The following is a 17418-nucleotide window of genomic DNA, read 5'->3' as shown; positions in this document are numbered from 1 at the left end:
GGGCATCATGTCCGATGCGGCACAGTGCACCATCAGCGAACAACGCGAGGAAACGGGGCGCCCCGGCGTGCCCCTGGCCTTCGTGCACCGGGCCAGGGGTGAGGACGCCTTCGTCACCGACTGGCAGCGTACGGCGGCCGAGGGGTCGTTCGCGGTCAGCGGCCGCTGGCCCGGAGCGCACCCTTTCACCCCATCCGTCGATCTCACCTACGACCCGCTCCTGGTCGCCGAGACCATGCGTCAGGCAGGCATCCTGATCGTCCACGCCGCTTACGCCCTGCCGCTCGAATATCGTTTCCTGCTCAGCAAGTTGAGCTACTCCTGTGTGCCCGAACTGCTGAGGGTGGACGCCTGGCCCGCCGATGTCGACATCCTCGTGCGGTGCTCCGACATCGTCTGGCGCGGGCTGCGTCCCCGGTCCATGAAGGTTGCCATGACCGTGCGCCGCGGGGGGAACGTGGTGGCGCGGGGGGACGTGGACGCGGAGTTCATCAACCCCGGCACCTACGTCCGGCTGCGCGGTGACCGCGCGGTCCCGCGCTCCTGGGTCTCCCCCGCCGCCCCGGTCAGTCCGCTGCTGGCCGGGCGCACCCGGGCCGACGACGTCCTGATAGCGCCGACGCCGGACCCCTGCCAGTGGCTGTTGCGGGTCGACACCGCGCACCCCGTGCTCTTCCAGGGCCGCAAGGACCACGTGCCCGGGATGCTGCTGCTTGAGGCGGCCCGGCAGGCCGCGTCCGCGCTGCGGTCGCCGGCACCCTTCGTGCCGGCCGGGGGCGAGATCACCTTCCAGCGCTACGCGGAGTTCGACGTCCCGTGCCTGATGCGCGCCGAGCGTCAGGCCACCGATGGCGGCATTCGTGTCAGCGGAGAACAAAACGGAGCACCGGTTTTTTCCGCGATGCTTCACGACCGGGTGCTCCTCGACCCGTCGGCCGACGCGGGCGTGCTCGTGGGCACCGGCGGGCGGTCGATGTGATCCTCGTCGGGGGAGCGACCGGAACGATCGGCCGGGTCGTGGCCCGGCGGCTGGCGGCCGAGCACCCGGTGCGCCTGCTGACCCGCAGCCCCGAGCGCATCACCGTCACCGCGCCGCACACCGAGGTGGTGCGGGGGGACTACGCCGACGAGACCTCCCTGCGCCGGGCCCTGCGCGGGGTGCGAGCAGCCTTCCTCGTCACCCTTCCGTCGGGCGAGGGGGACGACGCGCGGTTCCTCGCCGCGGCCGCAGCCGCCGGCGTCGAGCGGGTGGTCAAGCTCTCGGCCGCCGCCGTCGAGGACCCCGCGGCCCAGGACCCCATCACCCGCCACCAGCGGGAGAACGAGCGGATCCTGCGTTCCTCGGGGTGCGAGTGGACGATCCTGCGGCCGCGCTCGTTCATGTCCAACACGCTGTCCTGGCGCACGTCCATCCAGGAGGCCGGCGTCGTGCGGGCCTTGTACGGAACGTCCGTCAACGCCTGTGTGGACCCGCGGGACGTGGCCGAGACGGCGGTCCACGCGCTGACCGGGCCGGGGCACGCGCACCGGACGTACACGCTGACCGGACCGACCGCGATCACGGCCGTGGAGCAGACGGCGACGCTGGCACGGGTACTCGAACTGCCGCTCCGATACGAGGAGTTGGACGTCGACGCGGCCCGGGACGCGCTGTCGCTGCGCTATCCGGCGCCGATCGTGCGGGCACTCCTGGACAGCGCGGCACGGCAGCGGGACGGTGCCAAGGCCCAGGTCCGCGACACCGTACGGGAGATCACCGGGCGCGCGCCCCGCTCCTACGAGGGGTGGGCCGCCGACCACCGGAGCGCCTTCACGCGGTCCGCCGCCGCCCCTCGGCCGGCCCGGTGAGCGGCGTCCGCCGGGGCCGGCCGGCCGCCTCGACGGACTCCGTCGCCTCGTCCGGGTCGTGGGAGTCCTCGGGGCCGACGGCCGCGGGCAGCGGCACCGGCTTGGGCCGGGCATGGGGGCTGCCGGCCGGCATGAGCTCCTCCAGCACGTCCTCGGTGGCGATCTGAGGCAGCATCAGACGCCAGAACGCGGTGAGGGTCGGCGGGGAGAGCCACTCGCTGTTCCGCCGGCCCAACGCCTCGATTCCGGTGGTGGCCGCCACGATCGTGGCGGCCAGTTCCTGCTGGTCCACCGTCCGGGCGAGCGAACCCTGGTCGGCGGCCTCCGCGATCAGCTGCTGGACACAGCCCTGCCACTCCTGGAGCAGGTCCAGGCTGGTGCGGTCCTTCGCCGCGTAGCTCAGCTGCAGACCGGCGCGTGCCACCACATCGCGCATCAGCCGGTCGGCGAGCGTGTGGGATATGTCGGTCAGCCGCTGAAGTGCCTGCTCGTGGCGGCCGGTGGCCCGGGCGACGCGCCGCAGCGTGGCGACCGCCTCGTTCTCCACGGCCTCGGCCACCGCGGCCTTGGTCTTGAAGTGGAAGTTCAGCGCGCCGACGCTGACCCCGGCCCCGGTGCTGATGTCCGAGAGCCGCGCCTGGTCGTAGCCGTGGCGCTCGAAGGTCTCTGATGCAGCCTGAAGGAGCGCCCGCCGAGTCCGCACGGCACGTTCCTGTTTCATGGAGGGCTCCAGTTGATGGGGGTGGGCACGACCTGGGGGAGGCCGGTGGCCTCGTGGCGCGACACGGACTTCCCCGGCGGCCGTCTTCACGATCATAAAACCAGCGCAAAGGTCTGTATTGGCGTACGGGCCCGCAGTGATCGCTCTTGGCTGATTCACGTCCCTCCCCCGATGCGCGTGCGCGAACCAGGCACAGTGCGTGCGCGATCCAGAAAGAAACGCCTCCGCATGTTCTCTAGCGTCGCCACCGACCAGCCGATCAGGCCCGGAGACGAGGGAACCCCGAGGTGCTTTCATGACCGTGCTCAGCTCTGCCACCACCGGACAGGACGTCCTTGACCTGGCGGCTCGGGCGGCCGGAGCCGACCGCGTGGTTCCGTCCCCCTCCGTCGGCCCCGAAGCGTCCGCGGCCACCAACCTGGGCCCGAACGCGAGCCTCTTCCGCTCCCGCGAGATACGCGGTCTCCTGCGACCGCGTACGGCGGACGAGGTCCGCAGGATTGTCGAGATCCACGGCGAGTCCGCCGGATCCGGTTCGCTGCACGCCTACAGCACCGGCGGCAACTGGGGCCTCGGCTCCCGTGAGCCGGCCCGCGACGGGGCCGTGGTGCTGGATCTGAGCGGCCTGGACCGGATCCGCGAGCTCAACACCGACGAGGGCTGGGCGGTCGTCGAACCCGGCGTCACCCAGGCGCAGTTGGCCGAGGCGCTGCGCGACACCGACCGCATGATCAACGTCACCGTGTCGTCGGCCCACACCGGTGTGGTCGGCAACGCGCTGGACCGCGGCGTCGGGCTGCGCCACCAGCGCGTCGAGGACCTCGTCGGTCTCGAAGTCGCCCTGCCCAACGGTGAGTTGGTGCACATCGGCTGGTGGCCGCGGCCGGATCGCTCGACGCCGGTCTACCCGTACGGCCTGGGTCCGTCCCTGCTCCAGACCTTCGTCCAGTCCGACCTCGGGATCGTGACGGCGGCGGCCGTCCGGCTGCTTCCGCGCCCCGAGGCGCTGACGGTCGTCCGGCTCGGCTTCGCCCCCGACACGATCGCCGCGGCCCTCGACGAGGTGCGCCGGTGGGTCGCCCAGGGGCTGGCCAGCGGTGTGGTCAAGGCCTACAACCCGGCCGCGGCGCGGGCCTACGGCCACACCGGGGACGATTTCCTGCTCCATGTGTGCGTCGACGGCACCCCCGAGTCCGTCTCCGCGATGACCGGCGTCGTGGTCGCGGCCGCCCATGCGTCGGGCCTGTTCACCGCGGTGTCCACCACCGACGCGACCGACCCCGACGCCCCCAACCACGAGGTCGCCGTCCGCGTCGAGCGCGCCTACGCCGGTGACCCGGACCGCGGCGACGCCCTGTTCGAGGCGAAGATGGGGCGTCCGGCGGGCCGGATCGACCCGGACGGCGGCTTCCTGTTCTTCCTGCCGCTGGTGCCGTTCACCGGCACCGACCTCGCCCGCGCCGTCGAACTCCTCGACCAGGTGCGGGCCGAGACGGGCATCCGCTGTGGTGCCACGCTCAACGCGCTCAACGCGGACGTCGTCGACTGCGTCGTCACGATGAAGTTCGACCGTACCGACGCGGACGAGTCGGCCCGCGCCCACCGGGCCCTGGACCGCGTCCACGAACTCTTCACCGCGCAGGGCTATCTGCCCTACCGCCTGGACATCGAGCACACCCGCTACGCGGACGCGCTCGCCGTCGATCCGGGCGCCCGGGAGCTCGGCCGCCGGATCAAGGCCGCCATCGACCCCAACCAGGCCATCGCGCCCGGCCGTTACGCCTGAGACCGGCCCCGCGGCCCGCATCCCGTAACCCCGCATCCCTCATACCGAACCCCCCGTTCCCGTACCCCGTCACTGTCACCACGCACGCTGGGAGAACGCTGCATGACGATCCTGGACGCCCCCGAGACCTCGGTGGTCCCGCACACGGCCGAGGACATCCTGGCCCGCGCCAAGGCCATCGCCCCGATCCTGCGGGAGAACGCCCAGCGCATCGAGGACAACCGTCAACTGCCGCAGGACATCGTGGAGTTGCTGCGCGGCACCGGTGTCTTCCGGATGGCCGTCCCCACCTCCTGGGGCGGCCCCGCGCTGGACGCCGTCCAGCAGACGGAGGTCATCGAGGCCCTCGCCGTCGGCGACGCCTCCGCCGCCTGGTGCGCCATGATCGGCATGGACACCCCGATCTACGCCGGCTTCCTCGACGAGGCCGTCGCCCGCGAGCTGTTCGACGACCCGGACGTCGTCACGGCGGGCGCGATCATGCCGATGGGCCGGGCGGAGCGGGTGCCCGGCGGCTACCGGGTCAGCGGCCAGTGGTACTTCGGCAGCGGCATCACCCACAGCAGGTGGGTCGTCGGCGGGGTGCTCGTGACCGTCGACGGCGAGCTGGAGACCAACCCCCGCACCGGCGAGGGCCCGCACTGGCGGATCGTGGTGGCGCCGCAGGAGAGGTTCGAGATCCAGGACACCTGGAACACCACCGGCCTGCGCGGCAGCGGCAGCCGTGACTACACGGTGCGGGACCTGTTCGTGCCCGAGGAGCACACCTTCAGCTTCGCCACACCGCGCGTCACCGGCGCGGCGGCCACCTCCGACGCCGTACTGCGCAACATGCCGGGCGTGCCGCTCGGCGTGGCCCGCGCCGCGCTCGACCACGTCCGCGAGATGGCCACCACCCGCTTCGACCGGGCCGCGCAGACGCCCTGGGCCGAGAGCTACCGGGTGCAGACGGTGATCGCCCAGGCCGAGATGGACCTGGGCGCCGCCCGCTACGCGGTCTACGGCTCGCTGCGCGAGCAGTGGGAGCTCCTTGAGGCCGGCGGCCGGCAGACCCCGGACGAGCAGGTGGCCTCCGTGCTCGCCCGGGTGGGCGCCTTCCGCACCGCGCGCGATGTCGTCGCCCGCCTCTTCGACCTGGTGGCGACCCCGGCCGTGTACCGGCCCTCGCCGTTGGACCGCTGGCTGCGCGACCTCAACACGATGTGCCAGCACGTCATCGCCCAGGACCAGGTGATCCAGTCCGCGGGCGCCCATCTGCTGGGCGGCACTCCGCAGAACGCGTACACGGTCGGCAGCGTCGTCTGACCGCCCGCCCGCACCGGCCCCACGCCGGACCCCCACCACCACCGACGAAGGAATTGGGACCAGCCTGATGGCAACCACGACCGAACCCGCGATCGACCTCGACGTCGCATCCGCACGGAAACCGGGCCCCGAGCAGACCGACGGCCGCTGGGGCGGCCGGCTGTGGGGCATGCTGATCGTGCTGTGCGGCGCGATGTTCCTCGACGCGCTGGACAACGCGATGGTCGGCATCGCCGTGCCGCCCATCCAGTCCGACCTCCACATGTCCACGGCGTCCGTGCAGTGGGTCGTCAGCGCCTACGTGCTCGGCTTCGGCGGCTTCCTGCTGCTCGGCGGACGCCTCGCGGACCTGCTGGGCCGCCGCAAGATCCTGCTCTCGGCGGTCGCGGTCTTCGCGCTCGCCTCGCTCGTCGGCGGCATCGCGGACAACGGCGCCCTGGTGATCGCGGCCCGCTTCGTGATGGGCGCGAGCGCCGCCTTCACCGCACCGGCCGGTCTCGCCATCATCATGACGACGTTCCCGGAGGGCGCGGCGCGCAACCGGGCGGTCAGCATCTACACGGCGTGCGGCGCCGCCGGCTTCTCGCTGGGCCTCATCCTCGGCGGTCTGCTCACCGAACTGGGCTGGCGCTGGACCTTCCTGCTCCCGGTCCCCGTCGCCCTCGCGGTCTTCTTCGGCGCCACCGCCCTCGTTCCGCGTGACGCGGCCCGTGCGCCCGGCAGGCGGAGCTACGACGTCGTCGGCGCCGTCACCGTCTCCGCGGCGATGCTGCTGCTCGTCTACACCATCGTCATGGCCCCCACCTTCGGCTGGGCGAGCGCCCGCACCATCGGCCAGTTCGCCGGCACCGCCGTCCTGCTGGCCGTGTTCGTCACCGTCGAGCTCCGGGTGAAGGAGCCGCTGCTGCGCCTGGGGCTGCTGCGCAACAAGGGTCTTGTCGGTGCCGCCCTCGCCGCCGCCGCGATCCTCGGCACGTACATGAGCTTCCAGTTCGTCGGGTCGCTCTACATGCAGACGCTGCGCGGCTGGTCCCCGCTGGAGATGGCTCTGGCCTTCCTGCCCGCCGGTCTGCTCATCGCCGCCGTCGCCCCGAACACCGGCAAGCTGGTCGGCAAGTTCGGCCCGGCATGGATGATCTTCGCGGGCTTCGTCGCCTACACCGGGGCCTACCTGCTGTTCCTCCAGGCCGACACGGACTCCGGCTATGTGGCCACCATGCTGCCGACGATGCTCCTCATCGGTGTCGCCTTCCCGTTCTCCTTCACCGGCGCCTACGTCCAGGCCACGTCCGGCGTCGCCGACTCCGAGCAGGGGCTGGCCGCCGGTGTGCTCCAGACCGGCTACCAGGTGGGCGCGGCCGTTGTGCTCGCCGTGGTCACCGCCACGATGGCCGTCGACGACAAGGCCGGCCAGGGGGCCGGTGCCGCCGCGTCCCTGATGGACCGCTACCGCGACGGTGTGTACGTGGTGACGGGCATCGCCGCGGTCACCATGGTGCTCGCCCTGGTCTCCGCGCTGCGCGGGGCGGCGAAGCGCCGGGCGCGGCAGACCGCCGGCAACTGACCGACCTACGCGCCACCCACCCGGGACCGGCCCTGCACGGCCGGTCCCGGGTGCGTGCGCGCGCCGTCCGAGACCAGAGGTGTGACCCAGTGCGGATTGTTCAGGAGACGCGCGCGCCCGAGCCGCGCGTTCAGGAGGCGGGCGGAGAGTCGGTCCTGCACGGCGGTGAGCTGACCGACCCGGGGGTGACCTCCCTCGCGCAGGCGCTGGCCCGGGCGGCCCGGCTGCGCCCGGAGCCGGCGATCCGGCTGATCGACGGCGAGGGCCGGGAGAGCCTGCTGCGCTACGCCGACCTGCTGGACGACGCCGCCCGCGTCCTCGGCGGTCTGCGGGCGACCGGCACCGCCCCGGGTGACCTCGTGGTGCTTCAACCGGCCGACGACCGGGCCCTGTTGGGGGCGTTCTGGGCCTGTGTGCTCGGCGACTTCGTCCCCGTCCCGGTCAGCCGGTCCCTGGACGCCCCGGCGGTGGACGCGATCCGCCGCCGCCTCGGCGGTGCCCGCCTGCTGACGGACCCGAACGGGCTGCGCCACCCCGGGCCGGCCCGGTGGGACGCGGACGCGGACCGCCGGCCGGCTCCCGCCGTCCTGGTCCTGACGGCGGGCAGCACCGGCACCCCCAAGGCGGTGGCGCTGACCCACGGCCAGGTGCTCGGCCGCTCCCACGGCACCGCCCGCGCCAACGACCTCGGCCCGCACAGCGTCACCTTCAACTGGATGCCGCTCGACCACGTCAGCGGCCTCGTCATGTTCCACATCCGCGACGTCGTCACGGCCGCCACCCAGATCCACGCCCCCCGGGACTGGGTGCTCGCCGACCCGTTGCGCTGGCTCGACGTGGTCCACCGCCACCGGGTGGACACCACCTGGGCCGCCAACTCCGCCTTCGAGGCACTCACCGCGCGCCTGGAGGACGCCGGGCGGACCGGGGAGCGCCGCTGGGACCTCAGCTGTCTGCGGTACGTCATGAACGGCGGCGCGCCCGTGCGGCCGCGCACGGTCCGCCGGGCCGTGGCGGCGCTGGCCGCGCACGGCATGCCGGGCGACGCCATGCGCCCGGGCTGGGGGATGTCCGAGACCTCGTCGGGTGTCGTCGACCATCGCATGGACCTCGGCTCCGTCCACGACAGCGACCGCTACGTGCCGGTGGGCCGGCCCCACCCCGGGGTCAGTGTCCGGGTCGTCGACGACTCCCAACAGGTGGTTCCCCTGGGCGAGTTGGGCCACTTGCAGGTCAAGGGGGTGCCGGTCTTCGGCGGCTACCACGGCGAAGAGGCCCTGAGCGGACGGGCGTTCACGCCCGACGGCTGGTTCCGCACCGGCGACATGGCCTTCGTGCGCGACGGGGCCCTGACCGTGACCGGGAGCGCCGACGACCTGATCACCCAGGACGGCCGCAGCTGCCAGGGCCACGAGGTCGAGGCCGAGGTCGACGCGCTCGACTTCGTGGAGGCGGGCGGCACCGCGGCCTGCGTCCTGGACGACGGCGGACTCGCCGTCTTCTGCGTGCCGCGCCCCGAAGGACCGGCACCGGAGCAGGCCGGCCGGCGGATCGCGGAGCTGATCCTGGACCGGTTCGGCGTGCGGGTGGCCCACGTCGTGCCGATGGCCGCCGCCGACATTCCCCGCACCCCGACCGGCAAGCCCCGGCGGGCCGTGCTGCGCGCCGGGTTCCGCCCCCCGGCGCACTGACCCACGACCGAGAAAGCAGGACGCTCCCATGTACGTGACCCGACCCCAGGCGCTGTCGTCGCACGAGGGCGACGCGGTGCTGCGCGAACTCGTCGACCGGACCGAGGTCATCGACGCGCTGTACCGCTTCGCGCTCGGCCGCGATCTGCGGGACCGCGCGCTCCTGGAGTCCGCGTTCACCGAGGACGCCACGTTCGACTTCCGCCCGGTGGCCCGGCGGCTCGGCCTCGACCTGCCGCTCATGACGGGCCGGGCCGTGATCGCGGACGTGGTGCTCGACCCGGCCGTGCCGCTCGACACCACGCACACCGTCACCAACTGCCGTACCCGGATCGAGGAGGACGGGGCCCGCCTCACCGCACTGGTCGAGGCCCAGCACCGGCCGAGCGCCGACCACGCGCGGCAGCTGCTCCTGAAGAACCTCTACGCGGTCGACCTGGTGCCCGACGGCGCCCGCTGGCGGATGCGCCGGGTGCACGTCGAGAACGTCTGGTCGACCGGCGACCCCCAGGTGATCATCGGCCGATGACGGCCGGAAAGGAATCCGAGCGATGACCCATGACGACGCCTTCCGCCCGCTGGAGCCGGCGGTCCGCGAACTGGCCCTCGGCGCCAACTTCGCCGCCCTGACCACGCTGATGCCCGACGGCACCCCGCAGTCCCAGGTCGTGTGGGTGGCGGCCGAGGGAGATCTGCTGGTGATCAACAGCGAGGTGGCGCGCCAGAAGGTGCGCAACCTGCGCCGCGACCCCCGGGCCACCCTCATGATCTGGAAGCGCGACAACCCCTACGTCTACGCGGAGGTGCGCGGCCGGGTCGTGGCGGAGGAGACCGGGCCCACCGCCCGCGCCCACATCGACGAACTGGCCATGCGGTACAACGGCCGTCCCTACCCGCAGGAGGACATCGGCTCCGACCGCGTCATCCTGCGCATCGCGCCGCTGCGCCAGCACGTCTGGGGCCTGTGATGACGGACTCCTTCCCGCTGGGCGAACTCGCCCGGCGCATGGGCATCGAACTGACCGAGGCGTCCGCCGCGCGGACCGTCGCCACCATGCCGGTGGCGGGCAACACCCAGCCCTACGGACTGCTGCACGGCGGCGCGTCCGCCGTCCTCGCCGAAACCGCCGGCTCGATCGGCGCCGCGCTGCACGCGGGGCCCACGCACATCGCCGTCGGCGTCGACCTCAACTGCACCCACCACCGCGGTGCGGACGCGGGAACGGTCACGGCCGTGGCGACCCCGGTGCACCGCGGCCGGACCACGGCGACGTACGAGATCGTCCTCACGGACCAGCAGGACCGGCGGATCTGCACGGCCCGTCTGACCTGCCTGCTCAGGCCCGCCCCGGGTCGGCGGAGCGAAACCCGGCCCACTTAGCATGTGGCGGCATCGGCACGGGAGGGGCGGCATGGAACAGATCGTTGACACCGAGGTGGCCGTGGTCGGGGGCGGCCCCGTCGGGATGCTCGTCGCGGCCGAACTCGGGCTGCTCGGCGTGCGGGCGGTCGTCCTGGAGGCACGGGCCGCCGTCTCGGCCCGGCCGAAGGCCAACACCCTGCACGCCCGGGCCGTACAGAGCCTGGCCAGGCGCGGCTACCTGGACGGGGTGGCGGACGTGGGGCGGGCCGGGCCGCAGCCGTTCCACTTCGCCGGCATACCGGGCCTCGACATCGCCGCCCCCGCGGACGAGCCGACGGCGATCCTCAAGCTCCCGCAGGCCGACCTCGAACGCCGCCTTGAGCGGCGCGCGGTGGCCCTCGGGGTGCGCGTGCTGCGGTCCCACGAGGTCACCCGGGTGACCCAGGACGCGGACCGGGTCCACGTCGAAGCCCGCACCCCGGGCGGTACGGCCTCCTTCGCGGCGCGCTACCTGGTGGGCGCCGACGGAGGCTCCAGCACCGTGCGCGAGCAGACGGGCTTCGCCAGTGACACCAGCGCCGCCACGGTCTCCGCCCTGATGGGCCAGGTGCGCTTCGCCGACCCGGGCGCCGCGCCGCGGGGCTGGCAGCGCACCCCGCGCGGCTGGGTGGTGTGCCGGCCCGAGTCCGACGGGACGGGGGTGATCCGCGTGCTGAACTTCGACGACGGGCCGGCCGACCGGCGGGAGCGCCCCACGCTCGACGCCCTGCGCACCCAGGTCCGTCACGTCCTCGGACGCGACGTGCCCATGACCGAGGCCCCGTACCTGAGCAGGTTCAGCGACTTCACCCGCGTCGTGCGCGACTTCCGGCGCGGCCGGGTCTTCCTGGCCGGCGACGCGGCGCACATCCACTTCCCCATCGGCGGACAGGGACTGAGCACCGGGATCGGCGACGGCTTCAACCTGGCCTGGAAGATCGCGTCCGCGGTACGGACCGGCTCGGGCGACACCCTGCTCGACACCTATGACGCCGAACGCCGCCCCGTCGTCGAGCAGGTCGTGCACCACACCCGCGCCCAGCTGGCCCTGATGCGCCCCGATCCCCAACTCGACCCGCTGCGCGAGCTGTTCGCGCGGCTCCTGACCCTGGACGACGTCAGCTCCTTCCTCGGCGGCGCCGTCAGCGCGCAGGAGCCGGTCGCCGCCGCGGGCCGCGACAGCGCGTGCGCGCGGCCCGGCGAATTCCTTGCCCAGCAGTGGTTCAAGACGGACCGCGGCGCCGAAAGCGTCACCGAACTGCTCCGGGAGGGGCGTCCGCTGCTGCTGCACCACGCCGACTCCGGCTCCGTGCACGCGTCGGCGGTACGGGCCTGGGACCCCCTGGTGCGGACGGTGCGCGTCCACGGCGAGCGCCCCCTCGCGCGGGACGCCCTGCTGCTGCGCCCGGACGGCTACCTCGCCTGGACCTCCTCGGACGACGGCCTCGAAGGACTGCTCGGCACGTGGTTCGGTCCGGCCCGCTGAACACAGCGGTGTCTGGACGCGGCCGTGTCCGAACGTGGCGGCGTCCCCGGGAGACGGCCGTGTCCGAACGCGGCGGCGTCCCCGGGCCCGCGACCTTTGTCGCGGCGAGGCGCGACGAAAGAGAGCCGCACTCGCCGGCGGGCGCTGTCTAGGGTGCGGACGTGGATGTGTCATCGAGGGCCCGTAGCGTCTGGCGCCTGCTGAAGGGGCCCGAGCCCTGGTCGCGGCGCCGGATCGCCGGCGAGGCCGCGCTCTCGCTCGCCCTGGCTCTCATGGCGGGCGCCGTCGTGCTGCTCGGCGGGGATCCCGTGGGGGGCACCGCCGTGGCGCTCGCCGTCGCCGCGCTGTCCCTGCTGCGCCGCTCACTGCCCGCCGGAGTGCTGCTCGCGGCCGCCGCGCTGTCCGCGACGGCCGCGGAGGCCACCCCGCTGCTGCTGGTCGCGGCCTGGACGGCGGGCCGCCGGATCGTCGGCGCCGGGCGGGCGCTCGCCGCCTTCAGCGGAGCCTTCGCCCTCTACGAGGTGCTCGGACTCCTCACGATGTGGCCCATCCCCCAGCCGATCCTCATCGCCGTCTTCGGCACCCTGTTCTTCCTGGCCATCGCCGTCGTACCCGGCATCACCAGCCGGTACTGGTCGCAGCGGCGCACCCTGCTGCGCGCCATGCAGGAGCACAACGCCCAACTCCTGCGCGAACGCGCCATGGTCGCGGGCCAGGCCCGGCTGCGCGAGCGCCAGCGCATCGCCCAGGACATGCACGACAGCCTCGGCCACCAGCTCGCCCTCATCTCCGTGCACACCGGCGCCCTGGAGGTGGACCCCGAACTCACCGGCCGCCAGCGCGAAGCCGTGGGCGTGCTGCGGCAGGCGTCGGTCGCCGCGATGCACGAACTGCGCGAGGTCGTCGGCATCCTGCGCGACGGCGTCGAAGCCCCTGCCGCACCGGACGGCGCCCGGCCCGCGACCCGTGGCACCGCCGGGATCCAGGCCCTGGTGACGGCCGCCCGGGCCGCCGGGAACGCCGTGGACCTGCGCGCCGGCGGCGAGCCGCGCCCGCTGGCGGCCGCCGCCGACCACGCGGCGTACAGGATCGTCCAGGAGGCCCTGACCAACGCCTACAAGCACGCGCCCGGCGCACCCATCACGGTGGAACTGCGCTACGAACCGGACTCCTTCGTGGTCGAGGTCGTCAACGGCATCGTCGACCGCACGGCCGCGGACCAGGCCGGCGAAGTCGTCAGCGGAGGACAGGGCCTGACCGGACTGCACGAGCGGGCCCGGCTCGTCGGCGGCATGGTCCACACCGGCCCCAGCGGCGACGGCGGCTTCCGCGTAGCGGGCGTACTGCCCTACGGGACGGCCGAGGCCGCGACGTTCGTCGACGCCCCCGACGACTTCCGCCAGCAGTCACCCGCCCCGCCCCTCGGCGACGGTGGTCCGGTCGTGGACTGGAACATCGCGGAGAAGGAGCTGGGCATGGGCGCCAGAAACAGGGGCGGCGGCATCGCGCTGGGGTGCGGAATCGCCGTGGGGGCGGTGGTGCTGCTCGCGATCGCGGTCGGAGTCGGCCTGTTCTTCCTGGCCGGCTCGGCCCAGAAGGGCATGATCGACCCGGCCGAGTACGACAGGATCAGGGTCGGCGCGTCCGAGGCGGCGGTCCGCGAGGAACTGCCGAGCGGCGACACCGTCCTGGTCTCCGGTCTCGCCGGAAAGGGTCCCGCCGAACCGGAAGGCTCCCGGTGCCTGGTCCTGATGTCCTCCGAGACCGGTGACAACCTGAACACCGAGCCGGTGTTCCGGTTCTGCTTCAAGGACGGCAAGCTGATCGAGAAGAAGTCGTACGAGGTGTCGCGCTAGCGGCGGCACCGGGCGGCCCGGGACACCGGGGTGTGGCCCGGGACGACGTACCGGACAGGACCAGAACGGGATGGGTGTGACGGGACCTCGCATCAGGGTCGTGATCGCCGACGACGAGCCCCTCATCCGGGCCGGGATCCGCATGATCCTCACCTCGGACGCGGCGATCGAGGTCGTCGCGGAGGCCACCAACGGCCGCGAAGCCGTCGACCTCGCCCGCTCCCACGCCGTGGACGTGGTGCTGCTCGACATCCAGATGCCCGAGATGGACGGGCTCGCCGCGCTGGCCGAGCTGCGCCGGACCGCACCGGCGGCACGCGTGATCATCCTCACGACGTTCGGAGAACGCGAGAACGTCCTGCGCGCCCTGGAACACGGGGGCGCGGGCTTCCTCCTCAAGGACACCGCGCCCGCCGAACTGATCCGGGCGGTACGGGCCGCCGCGGCCGGGGACGCCTACCTCTCGCCCGGCGCGACCCGGCACGTCGTCGACCAGCTCGCCACGGGCCGGGCGGCGGCCCGCGCCGAGGAGGCCAGGCGCCGCGTCGGTGTGCTGTCCGAGCGCGAGCGGGAGGTGCTGGCCCTCCTCGGCGAGGGGCTCTCGAACGCGGACGCGGGCAGGCGGATCCATATGAGCGAGGCCACGGTGAAGACGTACGTCAGCCGCATCCTGGCGAAGCTGGACTGCGAGAACCGGGTGCAGGCGGCGCTGCTCGCACGCGACGCGGGGCTGTAGGGCGGGCCTGCGATGGTCCGGGGCGGTTGTGCGGCGGTGCCCGCGCGGTCCCGGGGCGTACCGCCGTTTCACGTGAAACATCGGCGGGGCCGTGGCGGCGGCGGAGTTGTCCACAGGGGGATACGGCCTTCGGCCAGCGCCTGTACGGTCAGGGGCAGTTGAACTCTTGATGTTGGTCTTGTGGTCTGGGCGTTGTACGAGACGGGGGAGGCGGCGCGCCATGGGCGAGGTCGAGACGGCGGTTCCGGCACAGCGGGGCGGAGTGGACGACGGGCGGGTGCGGATTCCCCAGGTCCCCGGATTCGCCCGGCACCGGCATGCGGCCGGGGCGGGAGACCGTCGGGCGCGGGTGTCACCCAAGGCCGAGGGCAAGGCGCTGCGGGAACGCTTCCCGCGCTCCTCGCACGATTCGCTCCTGCTGTCCGCCGACCGCCCGGACGCGGTCCGCGCGGTGGAGGAATCCAACACCGGCCGGGTACCCGAGCTCACCCCGATACGGGTGGGCCGCATGGCTGCCGGCCCGTTCGCGTTCCTGCGCGGATCCGCCGGTCTGATGGCCCACGACCTGGTCGGCACCCCCGTCACCGGCGTCGGCGCACAGATCTGCGGCGACGCGCACGCTGCCAACTTCGGCCTGTACGGCGACGCCCGCGGCAGCCTCGTCATCGACCTGAACGACTTCGACGAGACCGTGACCGGACCCTGGGAGTGGGACGTCAAACGGCTCGCCGCGTCCTTGGTGCTGGCCGGGCGGGAGGCCGGCGCCGATGAACAGACGTGCCGGGCAGCCGCGTTCGACGCGGTGGGCGCCTACCGTCGCACCATGCGCCTGCTGGCGAAGCTGCCGGTGCTCGACGCCTGGAACGCGATAGCCGACGAGGAGCTCGTCTCCCACGCGGACGCCCATGACCTGCTCGGCACGCTGGAACGCGTCTCCGGGAAGGCCCGCAACAACACCAGTGCGCGCTTCGCGGCGAAGGCGACGGAGCAGGTGGCGGACGGCAGCCGGCGGTTCGTCGACGCGCTCCCGGTGCTGCGCCGCGTGACCGACGCCGAGGCGGCGGCGGTCACGGCCTCGCTGGAGCAGTATCTGCACACCCTGTCCGAGGACCGGCTGCCGCTGCTCGCCCGGTACGCGATCCATGACGTGGCGTTCCGGGTGGTCGGCACCGGGAGCGTCGGGACACGGTCGTACGTGGTGCTGCTCCTGGACCACCGGGGCGAACCGCTGGTGCTCCAGGTCAAGGAGGCCAGGCCCTCGGCGCTGCTGCCGCACCTGGCGAAGGCCGGCTTCAAGACGCCCGAGCCGGAGCACGAGGGGCGCCGCGTGGTGCTCGGCCAGAAGCGGATGCAGGTGGTCAGCGACATCCTGCTCGGCTGGACGACACTGAACGAACTGCCTTACCAGGTAAGGCAGTTCAGAAACCGCAAGGGCAGCGTGGATCCCGCTGCCCTCGCCCCCGGCCAGCTCGACGACTACGGCCGCATGACGGGCGCGCTCCTCGCCCGGGCCCACGCCCACAGCGTCGACCCGCGCCTCGTGGCCGGCTACTGCGGCAAGAACGAAGAACTGGACGAAGCGGTGGCCGCCTTCGCGGTGACCTACGCCGACCGCACCGAGTCCGACCACGCCACCCTGACCGCGGCAATCCGCGCGGGCCGCGTGGCGGCGGAGCTGGGGGTCTGAGGCCGGCTGCTTGAGGCCGCTCGGCAGCGGCTTCGACCGGCCGAGGACTGACGGATGAGCCGGCGCCCGTAGGCTGGAGCCGTGACGGACGAAGGTGTTGGCGGTACGACTGCCCGGAACGACGCGGACCCGCAGGCCACCCCGCCCAGTGCGGGGGGTGAGCGGGCCGAGGCGCGGCTTGAGCGGGCGGTGCGGGCGGCCGAGCAGGCGCTGATCGAGTTCGAGATCGCGGTGGAGACCTTCCGGGTCGAGGTGGAGAACTTCTCCCGCCTCCACCACCAGAAGCTCGGCCCGATGTACGCCCGCCTCGACGAGCTGGACGCCCAGATCGCCGAGGCCAGAGCCGTGCGGAGCGGTGATCCCGAGGATCTGCGGCGGGCGCAGGAGGCCCGGGCGGCGGTCATGCCCATGCCGGGCGTCGAAGAGCTCTTCCATGACTGGATGGACTCCGACGGGCTCTCCCCCGAGGCCGCCTCGATGCTCACCGACCAGCCGGTGCGTCCGCCCAAGCGGGTCCGGCCGAGCGAGGAGGTGCGCAGGCTCTACCGCGAGCTGGCCCGCAAGGCGCACCCGGACTTGGCGCAGGAGGACAAGGAACGTGAGCGCCGGGACGAGTTCATCGCCCGGGTGAACGCCGCGTACGGGCGGGGCGACGAGGCGCTGCTGCGCGAGCTGGCCGAGGAGTGGGAGGCCGGTCCGGCGCCGGAGGAGGTGCGGCCCAGCGAGAGCGAGGAGCTGTACGCCCGGCTGGAGTGGCTGAGCCGGCGCAAGGAACTGCTCGCGCTGGTGGCCCGGGAGCTGGAGGACAGCGCGATCGGTTCGATGCTGCGGATGGCGCCGGACGACCCGGACCGGCTCCTTGAGGAGATCGCCGAGCAGCTGCTGGCGGAGGTGTCCGGTCGAGAGGCTGAGCTCGCGAAGCTGGTGCAGTAGCGTTCGGGGGACCTGCCGGGTTCGTACGAGAGAAGGCATGACCCATGAATTTCGCCCAGCTGCCCTCGGTGGATGTCGCTGAGGTGCCGGCCGATGCCCTGGTGCTCGATGTCCGCGAGGACGACGAGTGGGCGGCGGGGCACGCCGAGGGCGCGCTGCACGTGCCGATGAGTGATTTCGTGGCCCGCTTCGGCGAGGTGACCGAAGCGGTGGCGGACGGGCGTCGGGCCTATGTGATGTGCCGGGTCGGCGGACGCTCGGCCCAGGTCACCCAGTACCTGGTCCAGCAGGGCATCGACGCGGTGAACATCGACGGCGGCATGCAGGTCTGGGAGGCCTCGGGCCGCAAGGTCGTCGACGACCAGGGCGCGCCGGGCACGGTCGTCTGACCCCGTCGGAGGAG

Annotated in this window: 16 protein-coding genes; 15 read left to right on the top strand and 1 reads right to left on the bottom strand. The window is 73.1% G+C overall.

The features are described from left to right. The first annotated feature begins 7 nt into the window (after positions 1–7). Together ACFYNP_RS02475 and ACFYNP_RS02470 are read left to right on the top strand one after the other, a co-directional pair. Positions 8–979, top strand: coding sequence for a ScbA/BarX family gamma-butyrolactone biosynthesis protein (locus ACFYNP_RS02475; RefSeq protein WP_388781867.1), 972 nt, complete (start codon positions 8–10; stop codon positions 977–979). Next, complete coding sequence (locus ACFYNP_RS02470; protein WP_388781864.1) at positions 976–1848, top strand: NAD(P)H-binding protein; 873 nt, start codon at positions 976–978, stop codon at positions 1846–1848. Before ACFYNP_RS02475 ends, ACFYNP_RS02470 begins: the two co-directional genes overlap by 4 nt. Here the strand turns inward: ACFYNP_RS02470 and ACFYNP_RS02465 are convergent. Next, positions 1811–2569 carry a ScbR family autoregulator-binding transcription factor gene (locus tag ACFYNP_RS02465; protein WP_388781861.1) on the bottom strand — a complete coding sequence of 253 codons (759 nt, stop codon included), beginning with the start codon at positions 2567–2569 and terminating at the stop codon, positions 1811–1813. The genes ACFYNP_RS02470 and ACFYNP_RS02465 overlap by 38 nt on opposite strands. Positions 2570–2864: 295 nt before the next feature. On the opposite strand from ACFYNP_RS02465, the gene ACFYNP_RS02460 reads away from it, so the two are divergent. The 13 genes from ACFYNP_RS02460 (at position 2865) to ACFYNP_RS02400 (ending at position 17404) form a co-directional block, all read left to right on the top strand. Continuing rightward, on the top strand, positions 2865–4355 hold the full coding sequence (locus ACFYNP_RS02460) for an FAD-binding oxidoreductase (protein ID WP_388781858.1): 1491 nt from the start codon (positions 2865–2867) through the stop codon (positions 4353–4355). Between the two features lie 102 nt (positions 4356–4457). Next, positions 4458–5660: an acyl-CoA dehydrogenase family protein gene (locus ACFYNP_RS02455; protein WP_388413800.1), complete on the top strand. Its 1203-nt coding sequence runs from the start codon at positions 4458–4460 to the stop codon at positions 5658–5660. A gap of 67 nt (positions 5661–5727) precedes the next feature. Further along, positions 5728–7224, top strand: a complete 1497-nt coding sequence (locus tag ACFYNP_RS02450; protein ID WP_388413797.1) for an MFS transporter — start codon at positions 5728–5730, stop codon at positions 7222–7224. Positions 7225–7313: 89 nt separating this feature from the next. Continuing rightward, positions 7314–8915, top strand: a complete 1602-nt coding sequence (locus tag ACFYNP_RS02445) for an AMP-binding protein (RefSeq protein ID WP_388781855.1) — start codon at positions 7314–7316, stop codon at positions 8913–8915. 28 nt (positions 8916–8943) lie between these two features. Next, on the top strand, positions 8944–9444 hold the full coding sequence (locus tag ACFYNP_RS02440) for a nuclear transport factor 2 family protein (RefSeq protein ID WP_388781852.1): 501 nt from the start codon (positions 8944–8946) through the stop codon (positions 9442–9444). Between the two features lie 22 nt (positions 9445–9466). After that, on the top strand, positions 9467–9883 hold the full coding sequence (locus ACFYNP_RS02435; RefSeq protein WP_388413789.1) for a PPOX class F420-dependent oxidoreductase: 417 nt from the start codon (positions 9467–9469) through the stop codon (positions 9881–9883). Then, positions 9883–10296, top strand: coding sequence for a PaaI family thioesterase (locus tag ACFYNP_RS02430; RefSeq protein ID WP_388413786.1), 414 nt, complete (start codon positions 9883–9885; stop codon positions 10294–10296). The genes ACFYNP_RS02435 and ACFYNP_RS02430 overlap by 1 nt, the downstream gene beginning before the upstream one ends. Before the next feature lie 31 nt (positions 10297–10327). Then, on the top strand, positions 10328–11803 hold the full coding sequence (locus ACFYNP_RS02425; RefSeq protein WP_388781849.1) for an FAD-dependent monooxygenase: 1476 nt from the start codon (positions 10328–10330) through the stop codon (positions 11801–11803). Positions 11804–11964: 161 nt separating this feature from the next. Next, positions 11965–13659 (top strand): sensor histidine kinase, encoded by a 1695-nt coding sequence (locus tag ACFYNP_RS02420; protein ID WP_388781846.1) that lies wholly within the window; start codon positions 11965–11967, stop codon positions 13657–13659. Positions 13660–13729: 70 nt separating this feature from the next. Beyond that, positions 13730–14395 (top strand): response regulator, encoded by a 666-nt coding sequence (locus ACFYNP_RS02415; RefSeq protein ID WP_388781843.1) that lies wholly within the window; start codon positions 13730–13732, stop codon positions 14393–14395. Between the two features lie 220 nt (positions 14396–14615). Continuing rightward, entirely contained in the window at positions 14616–16082 is a 1467-nt protein-coding gene (locus ACFYNP_RS02410) for a DUF2252 domain-containing protein (RefSeq protein ID WP_388413774.1), read from the top strand. A gap of 189 nt (positions 16083–16271) precedes the next feature. Continuing rightward, complete coding sequence (locus tag ACFYNP_RS02405; RefSeq protein ID WP_388414282.1) at positions 16272–17015, top strand: J domain-containing protein; 744 nt, start codon at positions 16272–16274, stop codon at positions 17013–17015. Positions 17016–17059: 44 nt separating this feature from the next. Beyond that, positions 17060–17404 (top strand): rhodanese-like domain-containing protein, encoded by a 345-nt coding sequence (locus ACFYNP_RS02400; RefSeq protein WP_100575526.1) that lies wholly within the window; start codon positions 17060–17062, stop codon positions 17402–17404. The last annotated feature ends 14 nt before the right edge of the window (positions 17405–17418 follow it).

Source organism: Streptomyces sp. NPDC006691 (genome assembly GCF_042869955.1).
Lineage (GTDB): Bacteria > Actinomycetota > Actinomycetes > Streptomycetales > Streptomycetaceae > Streptomyces.
The sequence above is the reverse complement of the archived record's forward strand: the minus strand, read 5'-3'. Positions and strand labels throughout refer to the sequence as shown.

Excerpts from the sequence above, each read along its gene's own strand:
- ACFYNP_RS02400 (WP_100575526.1), top strand. The coding sequence starts at position 17,060 with ATGAATTTCGCCCAGCTGCCCTCGGTGGATGTCGCTGAGGTGCCGGCC.
- ACFYNP_RS02410 (WP_388413774.1), top strand. The coding sequence starts at position 14,616 with ATGGGCGAGGTCGAGACGGCGGTTCCGGCACAGCGGGGCGGAGTGGAC.
- ACFYNP_RS02425 (WP_388781849.1), top strand. The coding sequence starts at position 10,328 with ATGGAACAGATCGTTGACACCGAGGTGGCCGTGGTCGGGGGCGGCCCC.
- ACFYNP_RS02465 (WP_388781861.1), bottom strand. The coding sequence starts at position 2,569 with ATGAAACAGGAACGTGCCGTGCGGACTCGGCGGGCGCTCCTTCAGGCT.
- ACFYNP_RS02440 (WP_388781852.1), top strand. The coding sequence starts at position 8,944 with ATGTACGTGACCCGACCCCAGGCGCTGTCGTCGCACGAGGGCGACGCG.
- ACFYNP_RS02450 (WP_388413797.1), top strand. The coding sequence starts at position 5,728 with ATGGCAACCACGACCGAACCCGCGATCGACCTCGACGTCGCATCCGCA.
- ACFYNP_RS02460 (WP_388781858.1), top strand. The coding sequence starts at position 2,865 with ATGACCGTGCTCAGCTCTGCCACCACCGGACAGGACGTCCTTGACCTG.
- ACFYNP_RS02415 (WP_388781843.1), top strand. The coding sequence starts at position 13,730 with ATGGGTGTGACGGGACCTCGCATCAGGGTCGTGATCGCCGACGACGAG.
- ACFYNP_RS02455 (WP_388413800.1), top strand. The coding sequence starts at position 4,458 with ATGACGATCCTGGACGCCCCCGAGACCTCGGTGGTCCCGCACACGGCC.
- ACFYNP_RS02475 (WP_388781867.1), top strand. The coding sequence starts at position 8 with ATGTCCGATGCGGCACAGTGCACCATCAGCGAACAACGCGAGGAAACG.
- ACFYNP_RS02435 (WP_388413789.1), top strand. The coding sequence starts at position 9,467 with ATGACCCATGACGACGCCTTCCGCCCGCTGGAGCCGGCGGTCCGCGAA.
- ACFYNP_RS02430 (WP_388413786.1), top strand. The coding sequence starts at position 9,883 with ATGACGGACTCCTTCCCGCTGGGCGAACTCGCCCGGCGCATGGGCATC.